This is a genomic window from Arthrobacter sp. BG3 (genome assembly GCF_056680185.1).
Window position 1 is genome coordinate 377,057 of the sequence record NZ_CM155270.1, and the last position, 14,828, is coordinate 391,884.

Genomic DNA, 14,828 nt, shown 5'->3' on the forward strand with positions numbered 1-14,828 from the left:
GCGCTGCCAACGCCCCCGCCGTCGGGGGTCAGGAGCTTTCAAGACACCCGGGAGGTTCCTCCCCGGGCGCGGGCCCCGGACCGGGACTGGGACTGGGACTGGGACTGGCCCCGTCAAGGAGCTGCTGCTCGCCGCGCACCACTTGGTTGATGTAGCCGGTGAGGCGGTTCGCCTCGTTGCGGTAGTCGCTGGGGTCGGCCAAGGGCATCGTCGCCTGGACAAACAGGGTCCCGTTTTTTGCTGCCACGCGGAGGAAATGGGCTGGGCGCTGGCCCTCAACGATGAGGGTGGCAATCACGGCGAAGCTTTGGTCAGCGTCGGTGGACGCCGAGGCCCGCTGGTACGTCGCAGTGAACGAACCATCCTCTACCGTCAGGTTGGCGGGGGAACAGTCCGGCAGCTTGAACACGGAGGGGAAGGCCAGCGCCAGCACGGCATCGCGGTCCGCGCTGACGGCGATGAACACGGGCTCGGCACGGGTACCGCTGAAAGTTCCTGCAGCCGGCAGTTCTGCGGACATCAACATGGCCCACGCCAGCACTCCCGAGCACTTGGCCGGGCTCACCTGTGCCGAACCCGCCCCGAAATGCAGGGACTGGTTTTCGTCCCACAACCGTCCTCCGGTAAGGACCTCGCCTGTCACTCCGCCTGGCCCGGATACCATGCCGGCCAAGGACTCCACCTCGGCCTGGGAGAAGAGGCGGGCGGAGCGCAGGCGGTCAGGAAGCTCGTTAAGAGCACCGTGCCCCAAAGGCAGCGAAGGATGTTTCCGATTTCCATCCTGGTTCCCCAACCTCGAACGGATGTGAAGTTATCCTATGCCGACACCGGCGGCTGGAAGTCGCAGGGGCTCGACGGAGCCGGGCGGCCCGGTCCCCCGCCGCCGTCGTTCTCAATAACGCAGGCTGCGCCGTGATCGGCGCCGGGTCACGGTTTCTGCGAGGCCGCCGCCGACGGTTCAAGATCCGAGAGAGTGAGCGCATGCGCAAGGGTGTCCGGGAAGGGGAAGGTAGCGGTCACCGCCAGGGCCGGGCTGACGTGTACGAGTTCGCCGGATGCCATGGGACCCCAGCCCGGGTTCTGGTCCATCGGTTCGGTAGCGAAGAGGACATGCGGGGAAAGCGAAAGGTCCGTGCTGCGGGAGTGGATCCGGTTGCTCCGGGCGTTCAAGGGGGCCGCGGGAGCCGGTTCGGCGCCAGGGTCCCGTTCCAGCATGTGCAACTCGTGGGTTGCCGGGTACCTGACGGCCCAAAGATCCGTAGCCGTGGTGACGATGAAGTTCAGGCTAAACACGGGCAACTCCTCAGCCACCCAGCTGGTCGCCCTGATGATCCCTGCCCCGACGTCGCCGCCGGCCCGGCGCGTCTCAGCAGTGATGAGGGCGAAGAGGCGTTCACTGTCGGTCTGACCCTGAACAAGGTCTGTCACGCCAAGCCGGGCCAGATGCTGATCGAGCCGTTCGATATCACTGAAGGCGCCGTTGTGGGCGAACAGCCGCCCGTCCTGTTCGAACGGGTCAGTGTTGACCATGGTGTGCGCGCCGGTGCTGGCGTACCGCACGTGGGCCAGGAACGTTGTGCTCTGGAGGTCCCGCGCCTCGCGGGCGAAGGCATGGTCCTCCCACGCGGCAAGCGGCTGTTTGGCCACTCGGGCTCTGCCGTCCGCACCGAAAGTCCCTATGCCGGCCCCGTCGGGCTCCCGATGGCTTTGCTCGGCGAGGCTGTCCGGGGCGTCCAGGAGCCAGAAAGTGGCGCGGACCGGTCGGGGACCGGCATGCAGCCCAAATAATCGGCACATGGAAAAGCTCTTCTCCGCTAGTGCTGCCCCGCCAGCGCCCCGCGACGGGCCAGGACACTCACGCCATCTTCCTGCCCAGAAGCGGCGCTCTCACCAAGGGATTCATATCCGAGGTCCTCGACACCGGCAGCGTCCCACCGGTAAAGGTCCTGTGGGTCGGGCACAAATGGTGCCTCGGCCGTGGGTCCTTCTGCAGTCGAAGGCAGAACCCTGCCCCGGAAGCGTTTGATCCCGACCCCCAAAAGAGAGCGCCATTCACCACATAAATTCCGCGCCGGAGCCGTCGGTCGGTTTGCCACCTGACGGATCCGCCCGATTGGTTATCCGCGGCTGATGGGGAGTTTGGTCCCTTTGGATTCAGCCAGCGCACGCCCTGGAAGCGGCAGGGTGCGGAAAAAAGAGCCGTAACGGAATTCGGACCGGTAGCCGTCCTTGTCCTTCAGCTCATTTTGTTCCTGGCGTTCGGCCCGAATCTGGAGGGCGCCATTGACGACTGAAACATCGATGTCCTTGTCCGGGTCCATCCCCGGAGCTTCGGCGCGGACCACCAGTGTGTCGCCCTCAAGGAACTCCTCGACCCGGATAGGCATCAGTTGGTTCCCCTGCTGCAACATCCGGTCCATCTCATCCATGACCTCCGACGGCGACCGGCGGAAGACGTCGAAGGGGCTGCCACGGAAAGTGTCCAGCCAGCGGTTGGATTGGAACGGGGACCCCCTGAGCAGATCAGACATGACAATACCTCCGTGAGTTTGTTAGTAGACGTCCGAAGGCGGACACATCCAGTAGACGTTGCTTCACCGTCGCGGTGCAGGGGCTAAAGGCCCCCAACTCGCTCACCGGCCGCGAGCGCCTCGGGATCGAAGGCCGCTGGCCCCGGGGTCTGCTCATGGATCGGACAGTGGATGGGCGATACGACCAATAGTGGTGTCGTTGGGGGATGCGCCCGGTTGGCGCACTTGCCAGTTCTGCAACAGGATGTGGAGGCCATGAATGATGCGCTCCCAGCTCTCGTCTGATGAGGGCTCACTGTGGCTGAAACTTCCGCTCAGCTCCAGGCTCACGTAGCCCTGAAAGGTGCTGCCCAGCAGGCGGACAGCGTGGGTCTGGTCATCCTCGCTCAGTTGGTATTCACGGAGGATTGCACGCATCATGCGGGTGTGCCGCGGCCCGTCGCTCCGTGCGGCCGTCTCGGAGTCAAGCCGCAGTTGCATGGCGGCGAAACGTCCCGGATGCTCACGGGCATAGTCTCGATAAGCGTTCCCCAGAGCCGCGAGAGCCGCCTCGCGGGACCGGCCGGCCACAGCCTCCGACGCGCGGTCCGCGAGTTCGGCGAGAGCCACCAGCGCAACGCGGGCTTTGAGGTCCGCGGAGCTTTTGACGTGGAAATACAGACTCGCCGGCATCACCTTGAACCGGCGCGCCAGTCCGGCAACCGTCACCTGCTCAAAGCCGACTTCGTCGGCAAGATCGGCCCCTCCTTGAGCGAGGCGTTCAGCTGTCAGGCCTGCTCGTGCCACGGTCGACTCCTTCTTTCCCACGTTCTTTCCAAGTAAAACCTAATGCTGGCATCGACCGGCGTCCGAGCCGCCCCCACCGCTGGCGCTGCGGCAGATGATCTGGCCAGTGCCGGAGCTGGGTGTCCGATGGGCGGGACTCCCGCATCCTCTCTGATCCCCTCCGGCATGAGCACCGCCAAGGACGAAGACCGGTGCTTTATTTCACGACACGGGCACTGTGCGCCAGGACGCCCCCGACTTTCGTAGACTCTATGGAGCTTCGACAAGTCTCCTCCACAGAGACAAGCCCGCCACAGGAAGAGCCATCGATGAAGATTGTCGTCCTAGTAAAGGAGGTCCCCGACACATACGGGGACCGAAAACTGAACCTTGAAACGGGCCTCGCCGATCGAGGAGCCAGCGAGGCAGTCATTGATGAGATCGGCGAGCGGGCCTTGGAGCTGGCGCTGACTTACGCCGACGCGAACGAGGGCACTGAAGTCGTACTCCTCTCCCTCGCTCCCGAGGGGGCGACGGCTACGATCCGCAAGGGGCTTGCGATGGGCGCGGGGAGCGCCATCCACGTCTCTGACGAAGCGCTTCGCGGTGCGGATCTTGGACTCACGGCTGAAACCCTCGCAGCAGCTATCCGTCGCGTTGGGTTTGACCTTGTCATCACGGGCAACGTTTCCACCGATGGATCCGGCGGCATGATTCCCGCGATGCTTGCAGAATTGCTTGCCGTGCCGCATGCCACCGGCCTCAGCTCCGTAGCCATCAGCGACGGCGGCGTGTCCGGGTCCAGGCCCGTCGACTCCGGCGTGCAGACAGTATCAGCGAACCTGCCCGCGGTGATTTCCATTACCGAGGCGCTTCCCGGGGCGCGCTTCCCGAACTTCAAAGGAATTATGGCCGCGAAGAAAAAGACCCTGGAGCTGCTCACCCTCGCAGACCTAGGGATCACGGCGGACAACCCGGAGGCGGCGCGTTCGATCATGCTGAGCGTTGCAGAGAGGCCTCCGCGTGCGGCGGGCGTAAAGATCGTTGACGAGGGTGATGCCGGCGAGAAACTCGCTGACTTCCTCGTAGAGAACCGACTGGCGTAAGGAGCATGGATATGACTGAATTCCCTCGTGACGCAATTCTCGTCGTCGTTGAAACCCGGTCTTCCGGTGAACTGGAGAAGGCTGCACCCGGACTCTTCGGCGCTGCCGCTGCAGTCGGCACGCCAATTGCATTGGTACTTGCCGCACCCGGCACCGGGAGCGCCGCCGCTGCGGAGGCCGCGGGCCTTGGTGCCGTGCGCGTACTGATCGCGGAGAATCCGGATCCTTCCGAGCTCGGCGTGCCGGGCGTTGACGCGCTGGCCGCCGCTGCGGAGCAGGTGCAGCCAGACGCGCTCCTGATTTCGCATTCCCTGAACGGGCGCGACCTCGCTGGCCGTTACGCCGCTCGTTCCCGTGCAGCGGTGTCTGCCGATGCGGTCGGAGTGTCACGTGATGACGAGGGCGTCGTGGCACACCACTCCGTTTACGGCGGCGCCTACAACGTGACGTCAACGTCCACGTTTGGGGCACCGGTGATTACGGTTCGCCAGGGCTCCGTCGAGGCGCGTGCCACGGCTCAGCCACTGGCGTCGGAGGCCTTGGCTATGACGCGCTCCGAGAAGCCGGCCGCGCGGATCGACGCGTTCGAGGAGGCAGTTGCCGCCACCTCGCGGCCGGAGCTGCGTGGTGCCGCGAAGGTTGTCGCGGGTGGCCGCGGCCTCGGGTCGGAGGAACAGTTCGCCCTCGTTGAACAGCTCGCCGATACACTCGGCGCTGCCGTTGGTGCTTCGCGTGCCGCGGTGGATGCGGGCTACATCCCGCAGTCGCAACAGGTCGGCCAGACCGGGGTTTCCGTGTCATCACAGTTGTATGTCGCGCTCGGCATTTCCGGCGCGATTCAGCACCGGGCTGGCATGCAGACCTCGAAAATGATCGTCGCCATCAACAAGGACTCAGACGCGCCGATCTTCGAGATCGCCGACTTTGGTGTGGTCGGCGACCTCTTCAAGGTGGTACCCCAACTGATCAACGCGCTTGAGGCCCGGAAGAAGTAGATGACAACTCTGTCTCGGTCCATTCGGCGGGGCCTGCCGCGCGTCGAAGGTGGCGACCCGTGGCCTGCAGCAGGCCAGGTACCCGCACGCATTCTCATGGCAGGAGCGGCACCCCCGCCCGCGTCTGGTTCCGGGGCGGGTTCGGTCACCGCCGCGCCGCCGGCCGCCGCGCCCCCCGCACCGGCGGCTGCCCGGGAAACGGCGTCGGGTGCGCCGGCGTCCGTTCCAGTCACGTCAGTGAACGCAGGCGCCGTGGTGGCGCGGCAGCTTCGCCGCGGACTGCCGCGCGTGCCGGGCGGCGAGCCTTGGCCGCCAGCGGGTGAGGCTTCGGTAGCCGTGGCGGCTCCGTCAGTCGCTCCCGCCGCGGGCGCCGCGCCCACGCCGCCCACAAATGCTGCTGTGCAAGCAGGGGCAGCAGTGCAAGAAGTGCCGGCAGTGGCGTCACCTGGCGCTGTACCGGCCGCCGCACGGGCCACGCCGGCGAAGGGAACCACCGCGCTTCGTCGAGGGCTTCCCCGGGTCCCCGGTGGTGGTCCGTGGCCGACAGCTGGACTTGCTCCGGCGGTCGCTGCCGCCCCTGCGGTGCAGGCAGCTCCCACAGTGCAGGCAGCTCCCACAGTGCAGGCAGCTCCCACAGTGCAGGCAGCTCCCGAACAGATCGCTCAGGCCCATGCCCCTGCAACCAGCACCGTGGAAACCGTTGCCGAGGCGGAGCCGACGGTAACCGCGAGTGCACCCGCGGCCGCCGCCCCAGCATCGGCGGCACGGTCCGTCGCCGCGGAGAAGCCGGCGAGGCCAAAGGCCGAGGCAAGGCTCTACGGTACGCGCACCGTGGGCCAGTGGATCAGACGCGTGGTGCTCCTCATGGTCGGCGCCGTGGCCGCCGCGGCGATCCTTGTGCTCGCCGCGCGGGGTGTGAAGACACTGCCGGGCGTGCCGGAATTTCTCGCGAGGTACCCCGGCGAATACAGCCTGCCCGATACGGCCGAGCCCGGCTTCCCGTGGTGGGCCCAGTGGGCGCACTTCCTGAACATTTTCATGATGGTGCTCATCATCCGCTCCGGCTACCAGGTGCGCACGCAGCAGAAGCCGCCGGCGTTCTGGACGCCCAAGCACGGCGGCAAGAAAATCAGCATCAACCTGTGGCTGCATCAGTCGCTCGACATCTTATGGCTGGTCAACGGTCTCATCTTTGTGGTGCTGCTGTTTGCCTCCGGCCACTGGATGCGAATCGTACCGACCAGCTGGGAGGTCTTCCCGAATGCGCTCTCCGCGCTCCTGCAGTACATGACCCTGGACTGGCCAGTTGAGAACGGCTGGGTGAACTACAACAGCCTGCAGCAGCTCATGTACTTCCTCGTGGTGTTCATCGCGGCCCCGCTCGCGGCGATCACGGGGGTGCGCATGAGCGAGCTCTGGCCGAAGAACGCGAAAACGCTGAACAAGATCTACCCGGTGGAGGTTGCGCGCGCGGTTCATTTCCCGACGATGCTGTTTTTTGTGCTGTTCATTCTCATCCACGTGTTCCTGGTGTTCTCGACCGGGGCGCTGCGCAACCTGAACCACATGTTCGGCGGCACGGACGTGGTGAACTGGGTCGGGTTCTGGCTCTTCACGGCCGCCATCGCCATCACGGTGGCCGGGTGGTATGCCGCCCGCCCGATCGTGCTCGCACCCATCGCGAAACTGTTCGGCCAGGTGAGCAGCCGCTAGGCTTCACCGCCTGCATGGGAAGGATCCGCCCCGGAAACTCGTGTCAGCCTCGGGTTTCACTGACCGCGACGACGCCCCCTTGAGGGTCCCTGATCACAGCGCTTCGAAATCCCGGGGTGTCCACGGGCGCCATCAGGATGCCACCACCCAGGGCGATGGCCTGCTCGGCGATGGCGTCGGCATCGGTGACGGCGAAGTTAACGCTCCAATGCGGCGGGACCTCGACGCCATCGGTGGCAGTCACTACCGCCACGACCCGGCCCGAGCGCAGCCACAGCGAGAAGGGAACGTCCGGCAGCGATTTGAGCTCCCAATCGAACATTGCCCCGTAGAACGCCTGGGCCTGTCCAACATCCGGGGTGTGCAGCGAGCTCATGGCCCAACAGCTCGGCTCATTGGCCAGTTCGACGCCGTCGTTCTCACCCGCCTGCCGCAGGCAGAAGGGGACACCGGCAGGATCGGCGAGCAGTGCAGAGCGGTCACCTGAGCCGGCATCAAACGGCCCGAGGCGCCTGCCTCCTGCCCGCGCGGCGCGGGCCAAGGACTCCCCGATGTCCTCGACACGGATGTGGGTGAGCCAGCCAGGAGGTGACAGCGGCGGTGCCTGCCCGATGCCGGCCACCAGCTTCCCGTGAAGGCGGGCGGTGTAGTAGACGCCGTCAAGAGCGGACGGCGTCGGGACTGGGTCGTCGAAACTCCACCCGAAGAGCTGACCGTAGAAGTCTTTGGCGGCCCGGGGATCAGGCTGCCAGGCGTCGACCCAGCACGGCGCACCGGCTGAGGAGGTATCCCGCGCTGTCATAGCAGAAATCCCTTTCGACCTGGCTGGATCCGGCCGGAACATTGTTTCCCACCCCGGCACCTTCGGGCAAGCGTCCGGCTCGGCAGGACCTGCTGCCTGCTGCCTGCTGCCTGCTGCCTGCTGCCTGCTGCCTGCTGCCCCAGAATGCTGGGTCTCTACACGGAACTGACGTACGCTGGCGAAAGCTCAGTGGCCTGGAAGTCAAAGCAGAGCAGCCGGATCCAGAGGGGCAAGACATGAACGAGATCGAAGCTTTGATCGGTGCCGAGCGGACCCGGATGCTCGGTGTGCTGGAGAAATTGGATAACGAGCGGTGGAACTCGGCCAGCCTGTGCGCCGGATGGCGCGTGCGGGACGTCGTCGTTCACCTGCTCATGCCCTACCACCTGACGGTGCCGCGTTTCCTCGTCAACATGGCCGCCGCCGGATTCGCATTCGACAAGATGGCTGACCGATGGGCGAGGGGAGACACCCGGCCCAACGCACAGATCGTGGAAGCCCTCCGCGCCACGGGGCAGGGCCGTTTCCGCATTCCCGGCGCCCCCGCCGAGGCGCCACTAAGCCACCTGGTCATCCACGCCCAAGACATCTATCGGCCCCTTGGCGTCGATCACACCATTGACCCGCAAACTGCCAACATGGTCCTGGAACAGCTGACCAGCCCCCGGGCCAGGAGGGCGCTCAAGCCCGGTTTGCTGGAGGGGCTCGCCTTCACCGCCCACGACTCTGGCTGGAGGTACGGCACCGGCGCCGAAGTCATCGGAAGCGCATCAGCGCTGGTCACAACCCTCGCCGGCAGGCCGGCAGCTGCGCACGAACTCACCGGCAGCGGAGCCGCCCAAATCAGGCGAAGGCTCTTGCCGCCCCCGCCGGAAACCGGCGGGGCTACTGCAACCTGAACCTGGGCCCGGTCGCTCCGGTCAATTCAGTTGGCAGACCACGTGACCAGGCCGGGTCGTAGTCCGGATGCTCCCGATGGGAACCCGCGAGAATGGTCAGCATTGACCTGCGGGCGATGGCTACCGTCCCCTCGGCTTCGCCGAGACCGGTGATCCCTTCGGCGTCGGCAGCTTCCTTCCAGCTGGCAATGATGGCCCGCTTCTGGACGCATTCGTTCAGCATTAGCTGACTTAAGGAGACCTTGTCGTTGCGCCCGGGACCGTCGGCGGTCCCCGAGGCGAATGTTCCCACCCGGATGGCTGACTCCTGCTCCCCGACGCGCGCCTCCAGAAACTCCACAAGATAGGTCCAGTCGTCCTCGACGGGGCTGGTCATTCTGTGGATCCCGCCGGTTGTTCCCTGGCTGTTTCGCTTTTCGAATCCTGCTCCCCTGCCGAAGCTGCCCGGAGGAACAGTTCGCGTGACGCGATTTCAATGCCCAAGGCAGTCGCGGCAATATCCTCAAGCGCGTCCTGAATCCACACCATGGCACTCTCGTCGGCCGGTTCCGCGGCCTGGGCGGAGTACTGGACCGCCTGCAACCCCGAGTACCGGGCCACCTTCTCCCTCAGCGCCCCAGCGAGGTCTTCGATCTCGGCCAACAGCTGATCCCGCCATATTCCGGAATCCTGCATGCTACCGCGAACACTGGTGGACGACGGCAACTGGTCAAGACCCGGCTCCTGTCGTCTCCACAAGAAGTCGGCAAGCTTGGCCGCCAGCACCTGCTGTCGTGTCTGGGCCTGTGCCTGGGCCTGGGTCTGGTCCTCGGCCTGTGCCTGTGCCTGTGCCTGTGCCGATGTTGCTGGACTGCCGTCATCCGCTTGGCTGACCTGCTGTTCGTTGGCTTTCCAGCGCTCAGGACGCGGAGTGTCAGTGATGGCCAAGGAATGGTGGAACGGGTGGACGGAAGCGGGTCTAAGGTTGGGGTTGCCTGGCATCAGTGGAATCCTCTTGGATGGTTCGCCGAATAATGGCGCTACCGGGGTCCAGGGCAACACGGCCATTTTATCTGAACTTGGCTCAAGGCGGTAGGTCGCCTGGAATAGGTTCAATGCCGGCGTGACAGCAAGGGCAGAAAAGGGGAACTGGTGGCGCCGTGGGGCTCAAGTTGGGGCAGGCATAAACTGAAACAGACGAGCAGGGGGTTCCATCGTGATTGATGGCACTCCGACCAGGCCGAGGAGGCGGGACCCCATGGCCAACATTTCGTACCGGACAATTGGAGGGCAGCCATCTCCCCCGGCGCCAATTTTCGACGTCTTCAGTTCGACCGGTCCGGGTGCCCGCCATGGATGATGTCACAGACTTCATGTCGGAGGGACTTGATGCCGGCCTGTGCGCCGGGTTCCTCGAGTCATTGCCGATCTCCGGCGCCGCGATCTCAGTGTTCTCCGGTCTGGCACCGGAGACAATGGTGTGCGCCAGCGACTCAGTGGCGGCAAAGGTCGACGAGCTGCAGTTCGACCTGGGGGAAGGCCCGCGCTGGGAGGCCCTTCGAACCCGCAATCCTGTGCTTTTGCCGGATGTGCGCAGGGGGCCGCATGTCGCCTGGCCGGTCTTCGCAAAGTCACTGTTGGAGCTCGATGTTGCAGCTCTTTTCGTTTTCCCGCTCGCGCTCGGCGCCTTGGACATCGGCGTCGCGGAGCTTTACAGTTCTGAATCCGGCCCCCTTAGCCCGGCAGAGCAATCCACAGCCCTGCAGCTGGCGGACGCGGCAACCTGGCGCCTGCTGCGCCAGCTCCTCACCCTCGCCCCCGAAGACGGCACTGACGCCCCGCCGGACGGCTCTCCCCTGTCACGACGCGAGGTCCACCAGGCAACCGGGATGGTCCTGGCACAGGCCGGGACGACAGCACGAGACGCACTTCTGCTGATGCGGGCGCACGCATTCGCCCATGGACGTACTGTCCGGGAGGTCGCCCGGGACGTGGTCAGCAGAAGCCTCGATTTCACCCCCGGGGGCGGCTGAGTTGGGCGCATACAGTAGAATTCGGGTATGGCGATGATAAGCCGCGCCGGACGCGTAAGTGCCGCTTTCGTCAAGATAGCCAACACACTCGTGGCGGACTACGACGTCTTCGACCTCCTGCACACACTGGTGGACGAGTCAGTCGGCATCCTCGACGCCGCCGCCGCAGGACTCGTCCTCGTCGATCCGGCCGGAGACCTCCAAGTAATGGCCTCAACGAGCGAGGAAAGCCAGCTGGTGGAAGTCCTCCAGCTCGAGGCTGGCGCTGGTCCGTGCGTGGACTGCTATCGGACCGGAGCTGTGGTAACCATCGATGACATCGAAGCCCAGGGCTCGCCGTGGCCCCTGTTCCGGTCCTCTGCGCTAGCCCAGGGATTCCGGTCCCTGCACGCCGTCCCCATGCGCCTGCGCAGCCGGACCATCGGTGCCTTGAATCTCTTTGGCCACGAGGCCGGTCCCCTTACCGCCGACGACGCCGCAATTGCACAGGCCTTCGCTGATGTGGCAACCATCACGCTCCTGCAGGAACGCGCCGCGAGGGAAAGCGCCCTGATCAACGAACAGCTGCAGCATGCCTTGAGCAGCCGCATTCTGATCGAACAGGCCAAGGGTGTGATCGCCCACACCTCCAATGTCAACATGAACGCGGCGTTCGCGCTGCTGCGCGGCTATGCCCGCGCCCACAACCAGACAATTTACGAAACAGCCGACAAGATCATCACCCGCAAAATCACCGTCTAGCCCAGCCAGCGGGTTTTCAACGCTGGTGCCCTCAGACCTTCCGTCCGGATGGCCAGGGCTGGGCCTTATCCCCGCCTCCTCCACAGCTGGGCGCCCGTACGCAGCACAGGCGGCCGGCCTCTCAGCCGCGGCCAATCCGGTATGCAGGGATCAAACGGGCGACACGCGGCAGGCACTTCTACCTCATGTAGAAACTATCTGCAAAACACGGTAAATTTTAAGGCAGAGGTATTCACCTACCGCCCGGCCGAGTCGATTGGCCGGAGCGGTCGTCACGAAGGATGTATGGAATGGCAAGTCTCGGCGAACTGGAACGGGCAGTGATGGACCTGCTCTGGGCAGGCCATGAGGCTGCAACGGCGAACACCCTGCGGGATTTGCTTGCAAAGAGCACGCGAGCGGAAAACGGTACCGCCGGACACGAGGGCAAGGACCTGGCCGTCACGACGGTGCTGACTGTGCTCTCGCGCCTTGAACGCAAGGGCCTTGTCGAACGTGAACGCGGCACCCGTCCGCACCGCTACCAGGCAGTCTCCAGCCGTGAAGACCACACCGCTGAACTGATGCACGAGGTCCTGGGATCCGCACCGGACCGCGAGGCAGTGCTGGCCCGCTTTATTGGTTCCGTCACCGACACCGAGGCAGAAACGCTGCGCAAGCTGCTGGGACTCAGCTAGCGCCCGATGTTCTGGACCTCATGGTTTCTGGCGGTCCTCGCGATAGTTCTGGCCTGGCCGGTGCCTATCCTGCTTTCCCGTGCCCAGTGGCCGTCCCGATCGCCGTTCACGGCCATGCTGCTCTGGCAGGCAATCGCCCTCGCCGGCGGCCTCTCCATGATCGGCGCAATGCTGGTCTACGGTCTGGAGCCGGTCGGCGATAACATGCTGGCGGGCCTGCGGGCCCTCGCCGGGATGGTCTTCAGCAATGCGCCCACCACGGCGCTGGGCTTCTGGCACATCTTTGCGCTCTCGGCCGCGGCCCTGCTGACGGCCCACCTCGTGTTTACCCTGCTGCTGACGTACTACAAGATCCAGCGCCAGCGGCGGCGGCACCGGGAACTGCTGGCACTGCTCGCCTCCCCCTCCGCTGACGGCCCGCGGACCATGGTGATCAATGTCGACTCCCCCGTTGCGTACTGCCTGCCCGGAGGCGCCCGCTCGGTCACTGTCCTCTCCGACGGCCTCATGGCGGCCCTGGAGCCCGCCGAACTGCGCGCGGTCCTCAACCACGAGAACGCACATTTGGACCAGCGACACCATCTGCTGCTCTGGGCTTTTGCGGCCTGGCGGCAGGCGCTGCCGTGGCTTCCCACCACCCGGCTGGCGCAGGAAGCGGTCAGCTCGCTGATTGAAATGCTCGCCGACGACGTCGCGCTGAAGACCGAGAGCAGGGCCACCCTGATCAAGGCCATCGCAATTGTGGCCAGCGGCTCCCCCGGCGCCCACGGCGCCCGGATGGCCTTCGGCGAACCGGACCTGTCCGACGTCGAGCCCGGCCAGCCCGGAGCCACCGGAGGCGCCGGTTCGGCCCGGACGACGGCGTCCCGCGTCAGCCGCCTGCTCTCCCCGCAGCCTCCGCTCCCGGAATCCCTGCGCGCGGCCGTGCTGGCGGCCTGTGTGCTGCTGCTGGCGGTCCCGACGGGACTGCTGATTGTCCCCGGTCTGCTGGGCTGAGCCCCCAATAATGAGTCCTACCGGCCCACTGGGCTGAACCCGCGGCAGCGGCCGCCCAAGGCAACCCGCATAAGCGTGCCGGACCACCCCACCCGCAGGCGGAACGGCCCGGCACCCGGTGCCCTGCTGGGGCCCGGAGGCTACTTGAGCAGCTTGTTGCCCTTGTATTCGAGGTCCACGTTGCCGGTTCGGTTACCCTTCGTGGTGCCGTTGACCGCCGAGGTGGTCATCGCGAAGGTCAGCGTGGAGTGGGCGATCGCGTCCGCCATTTGCTCCAGCACGGTCGTGTTCACGTTGGCGATGGTGCCGCAGGCCTGGTGGTAGCAGGCATCGTGCGCCAGGCCGGCCGTGCCGCCGAAGACTGCAGCCTCCTGTGCGGTCTTCAGATCTTCCGCACCTGTGAACAATCCTCCGGCCGGGATGCCGTCGTTGATGAAACCGAAGTAATCGGACCGCCCGTCGAATGCCGTCGCCGCCACCGGAAGGTTCTGGGACTTGAAGTAATCCAGGAAGACCCTCTCCACCAATGCGGAACCGTTCGGGCCCTTTTCACCGAAAGCCGAGCCGTCGCCGTCGTAGACGTGGCGGACGAAGTTCGGAGAGCCGACCAAGGTTGGCGGCGTGTTCCTTGATCTGGCGGGCCGTCAGCCGGGAGACGTAGTTATGGGAGCCGATCAGTCCGGTTTCTTCCCCTCCCCCGGAAGGCGAAGCGCAACCTTTTGGTGGCGCTGACGGAGAGGTGTACCGCCACGTTTTGCAGCGCCGCGAGTTCGGCGCCGTTGTCGAAGCTCGTGCTGACAACCGGGATGGCCGGTTGGGGTGCGCCGAGGGTGCCGCCAAACAGGCCGAGGCGGTCTTCACCCGGGACGACGTTGCCCTGGTTGAAGATGATGATCCCCGCTGCCCCTGCGGCGGCGGCGTTGTGGGCCTTGATCCGGAAGGTGCAGGTGCCGCGCTGGATCAACGCGATGTTTCCGGGCGTGAAACCGGCAAAGTCGCCTGCTTCGCAGCCGCTGGTCGACGCGCGGTCACCGGCCAGGTTCATGTCGACAGCCGCCACAGGGGCCGTGACGTCCCCTTCCCCGGAGTAGTCCTGTCCAGGAAGTCGTTGCCGTAGGCGTAGTTGTCGGGCGCCGGCGATACCCGCTCCTCGGTGGCCCCGAGGGTGGCGTACTGCTTGTAGGTGAACGGCTGGCGGACTGGAGTGTAGCCGGCGGCGGCGAGCTTGCCTTCGATGTACCAGGCGGAGGCCCCGTAGCCTGAGGTCCCGGGAGCCCGGTTGCCACCGTTGTTGTTGGCGATGTCCTGGAGGGCTTGAAGGTGTGCCGTGATGTTCTGGGCCGACACTGCGGAGCGCAGGGCCTCCGAGGTGGTGCCGGTTGCTGCAATGCTGCGGAATCCGGCCCCGGGCGTCATTGCCCGGGGCCGTGAGACGACACTATCGGAACGAGGCAATCGGTTAGAGGGCAGTTGGCCACTGGCGTAAACCGGCCGCGGCCAGGACAATGCAGGGCGCGGGACTTCCCTGTCGAGACTCCACTGACCAGGCTCCCCTAGCGAGACTCCCTGACCCGGCTCCCTGCGGGGTAGG

At 65.6% G+C, this 14,828-nt stretch carries 18 protein-coding genes; 8 read left to right on the forward strand and 10 right to left on the reverse strand.

The annotated features are described in order from the left end of the window. Window positions 1–28: 28 nt before the first annotated feature. The 4 genes from AC1MFL_RS01715 to AC1MFL_RS01730 all read right to left on the reverse strand — a co-directional run bounded on the left by AC1MFL_RS01715 (window position 29) and on the right by AC1MFL_RS01730 (window position 3,317). Window positions 29–751: a hypothetical protein gene (locus tag AC1MFL_RS01715; RefSeq protein ID WP_479812954.1), complete on the reverse strand. Its 723-nt coding sequence runs from the start codon at window positions 749–751 to the stop codon at window positions 29–31. A 176-nt stretch (window positions 752–927) separates the two neighbouring features. Beyond that, window positions 928–1,797, reverse strand: a complete 870-nt coding sequence (locus AC1MFL_RS01720) for a class II glutamine amidotransferase (protein ID WP_479812956.1) — start codon at window positions 1,795–1,797, stop codon at window positions 928–930. A 320-nt stretch (window positions 1,798–2,117) separates the two neighbouring features. Further along, entirely contained in the window at window positions 2,118–2,531 is a 414-nt protein-coding gene (locus tag AC1MFL_RS01725; RefSeq protein WP_479812958.1) for an Hsp20/alpha crystallin family protein, read from the reverse strand. A gap of 153 nt (window positions 2,532–2,684) precedes the next feature. Next, the gene (locus AC1MFL_RS01730) at window positions 2,685–3,317 is read right to left on the reverse strand and encodes a TetR/AcrR family transcriptional regulator (RefSeq protein WP_479812960.1); all 633 of its coding nucleotides are present in this window, start codon (window positions 3,315–3,317) and stop codon (window positions 2,685–2,687) included. Window positions 3,318–3,625: 308 nt separating this feature from the next. Here AC1MFL_RS01730 and AC1MFL_RS01735 point away from each other — a divergent pair, with 308 nt between their 5' ends. From AC1MFL_RS01735 to AC1MFL_RS01745, 3 genes are all read left to right on the forward strand, one after another. After that, on the forward strand, window positions 3,626–4,402 hold the full coding sequence (locus AC1MFL_RS01735; RefSeq protein ID WP_479812962.1) for an electron transfer flavoprotein subunit beta/FixA family protein: 777 nt from the start codon (window positions 3,626–3,628) through the stop codon (window positions 4,400–4,402). A gap of 11 nt (window positions 4,403–4,413) precedes the next feature. Beyond that, window positions 4,414–5,397, forward strand: a complete 984-nt coding sequence (locus AC1MFL_RS01740; RefSeq protein ID WP_479812964.1) for an electron transfer flavoprotein subunit alpha/FixB family protein — start codon at window positions 4,414–4,416, stop codon at window positions 5,395–5,397. 636 nt (window positions 5,398–6,033) lie between these two features. Next, complete coding sequence (locus tag AC1MFL_RS01745; RefSeq protein ID WP_479812965.1) at window positions 6,034–7,110, forward strand: cytochrome b/b6 domain-containing protein; 1,077 nt, start codon at window positions 6,034–6,036, stop codon at window positions 7,108–7,110. A 43-nt stretch (window positions 7,111–7,153) separates the two neighbouring features. Here AC1MFL_RS01745 and AC1MFL_RS01750 read toward each other — a convergent pair whose 3' ends face one another. Beyond that, window positions 7,154–7,912 carry a VOC family protein gene (locus tag AC1MFL_RS01750; protein ID WP_479812967.1) on the reverse strand — a complete coding sequence of 253 codons (759 nt, stop codon included), beginning with the start codon at window positions 7,910–7,912 and terminating at the stop codon, window positions 7,154–7,156. A gap of 236 nt (window positions 7,913–8,148) precedes the next feature. Here AC1MFL_RS01750 and AC1MFL_RS01755 point away from each other — a divergent pair, with 236 nt between their 5' ends. Continuing rightward, a complete protein-coding gene (locus AC1MFL_RS01755) occupies window positions 8,149–8,811 on the forward strand; it encodes a maleylpyruvate isomerase family mycothiol-dependent enzyme (RefSeq protein ID WP_479812969.1) in 663 nt (220 codons plus the stop codon). On the opposite strand, the gene AC1MFL_RS01760 is transcribed toward AC1MFL_RS01755, so the two are convergent. Further along, window positions 8,798–9,187 carry a DUF6221 family protein gene (locus AC1MFL_RS01760; protein ID WP_479812971.1) on the reverse strand — a complete coding sequence of 130 codons (390 nt, stop codon included), beginning with the start codon at window positions 9,185–9,187 and terminating at the stop codon, window positions 8,798–8,800. The genes AC1MFL_RS01755 and AC1MFL_RS01760 overlap by 14 nt on opposite strands. Further along, the gene (locus tag AC1MFL_RS01765) at window positions 9,184–9,792 is read right to left on the reverse strand and encodes a hypothetical protein (RefSeq protein WP_479812973.1); all 609 of its coding nucleotides are present in this window, start codon (window positions 9,790–9,792) and stop codon (window positions 9,184–9,186) included. The genes AC1MFL_RS01760 and AC1MFL_RS01765 overlap by 4 nt, the downstream gene beginning before the upstream one ends. Before the next feature lie 350 nt (window positions 9,793–10,142). On the opposite strand from AC1MFL_RS01765, the gene AC1MFL_RS01770 reads away from it, so the two are divergent. The 4 genes from AC1MFL_RS01770 to AC1MFL_RS01785 all read left to right on the forward strand — a co-directional run bounded on the left by AC1MFL_RS01770 (window position 10,143) and on the right by AC1MFL_RS01785 (window position 13,237). After that, entirely contained in the window at window positions 10,143–10,823 is a 681-nt protein-coding gene (locus tag AC1MFL_RS01770; protein WP_479812975.1) for a GAF and ANTAR domain-containing protein, read from the forward strand. A gap of 27 nt (window positions 10,824–10,850) precedes the next feature. Beyond that, window positions 10,851–11,564, forward strand: coding sequence for a GAF and ANTAR domain-containing protein (locus AC1MFL_RS01775; RefSeq protein WP_479812977.1), 714 nt, complete (start codon window positions 10,851–10,853; stop codon window positions 11,562–11,564). Window positions 11,565–11,854: 290 nt separating this feature from the next. After that, on the forward strand, window positions 11,855–12,241 hold the full coding sequence (locus tag AC1MFL_RS01780) for a BlaI/MecI/CopY family transcriptional regulator (RefSeq protein WP_479812979.1): 387 nt from the start codon (window positions 11,855–11,857) through the stop codon (window positions 12,239–12,241). A gap of 6 nt (window positions 12,242–12,247) precedes the next feature. Continuing rightward, window positions 12,248–13,237, forward strand: coding sequence for a M56 family metallopeptidase (locus AC1MFL_RS01785; protein ID WP_479812981.1), 990 nt, complete (start codon window positions 12,248–12,250; stop codon window positions 13,235–13,237). Between the two features lie 140 nt (window positions 13,238–13,377). Here the strand turns inward: AC1MFL_RS01785 and AC1MFL_RS01790 are convergent, their stop codons facing one another. The 3 genes from AC1MFL_RS01790 to AC1MFL_RS01800 are packed head-to-tail and all read right to left on the reverse strand — an operon-like array spanning window position 13,378 to window position 14,653. Next, the gene (locus AC1MFL_RS01790; RefSeq protein ID WP_479812983.1) at window positions 13,378–13,848 is read right to left on the reverse strand and encodes a M28 family peptidase; all 471 of its coding nucleotides are present in this window, start codon (window positions 13,846–13,848) and stop codon (window positions 13,378–13,380) included. Between the two features lie 50 nt (window positions 13,849–13,898). Then, entirely contained in the window at window positions 13,899–14,297 is a 399-nt protein-coding gene (locus AC1MFL_RS01795) for a PA domain-containing protein (protein WP_479812985.1), read from the reverse strand. After that, entirely contained in the window at window positions 14,279–14,653 is a 375-nt protein-coding gene (locus tag AC1MFL_RS01800; protein ID WP_479812987.1) for a hypothetical protein, read from the reverse strand. The genes AC1MFL_RS01795 and AC1MFL_RS01800 overlap by 19 nt, the downstream gene beginning before the upstream one ends. Between the last annotated feature and the right edge of the window lie 175 nt (window positions 14,654–14,828).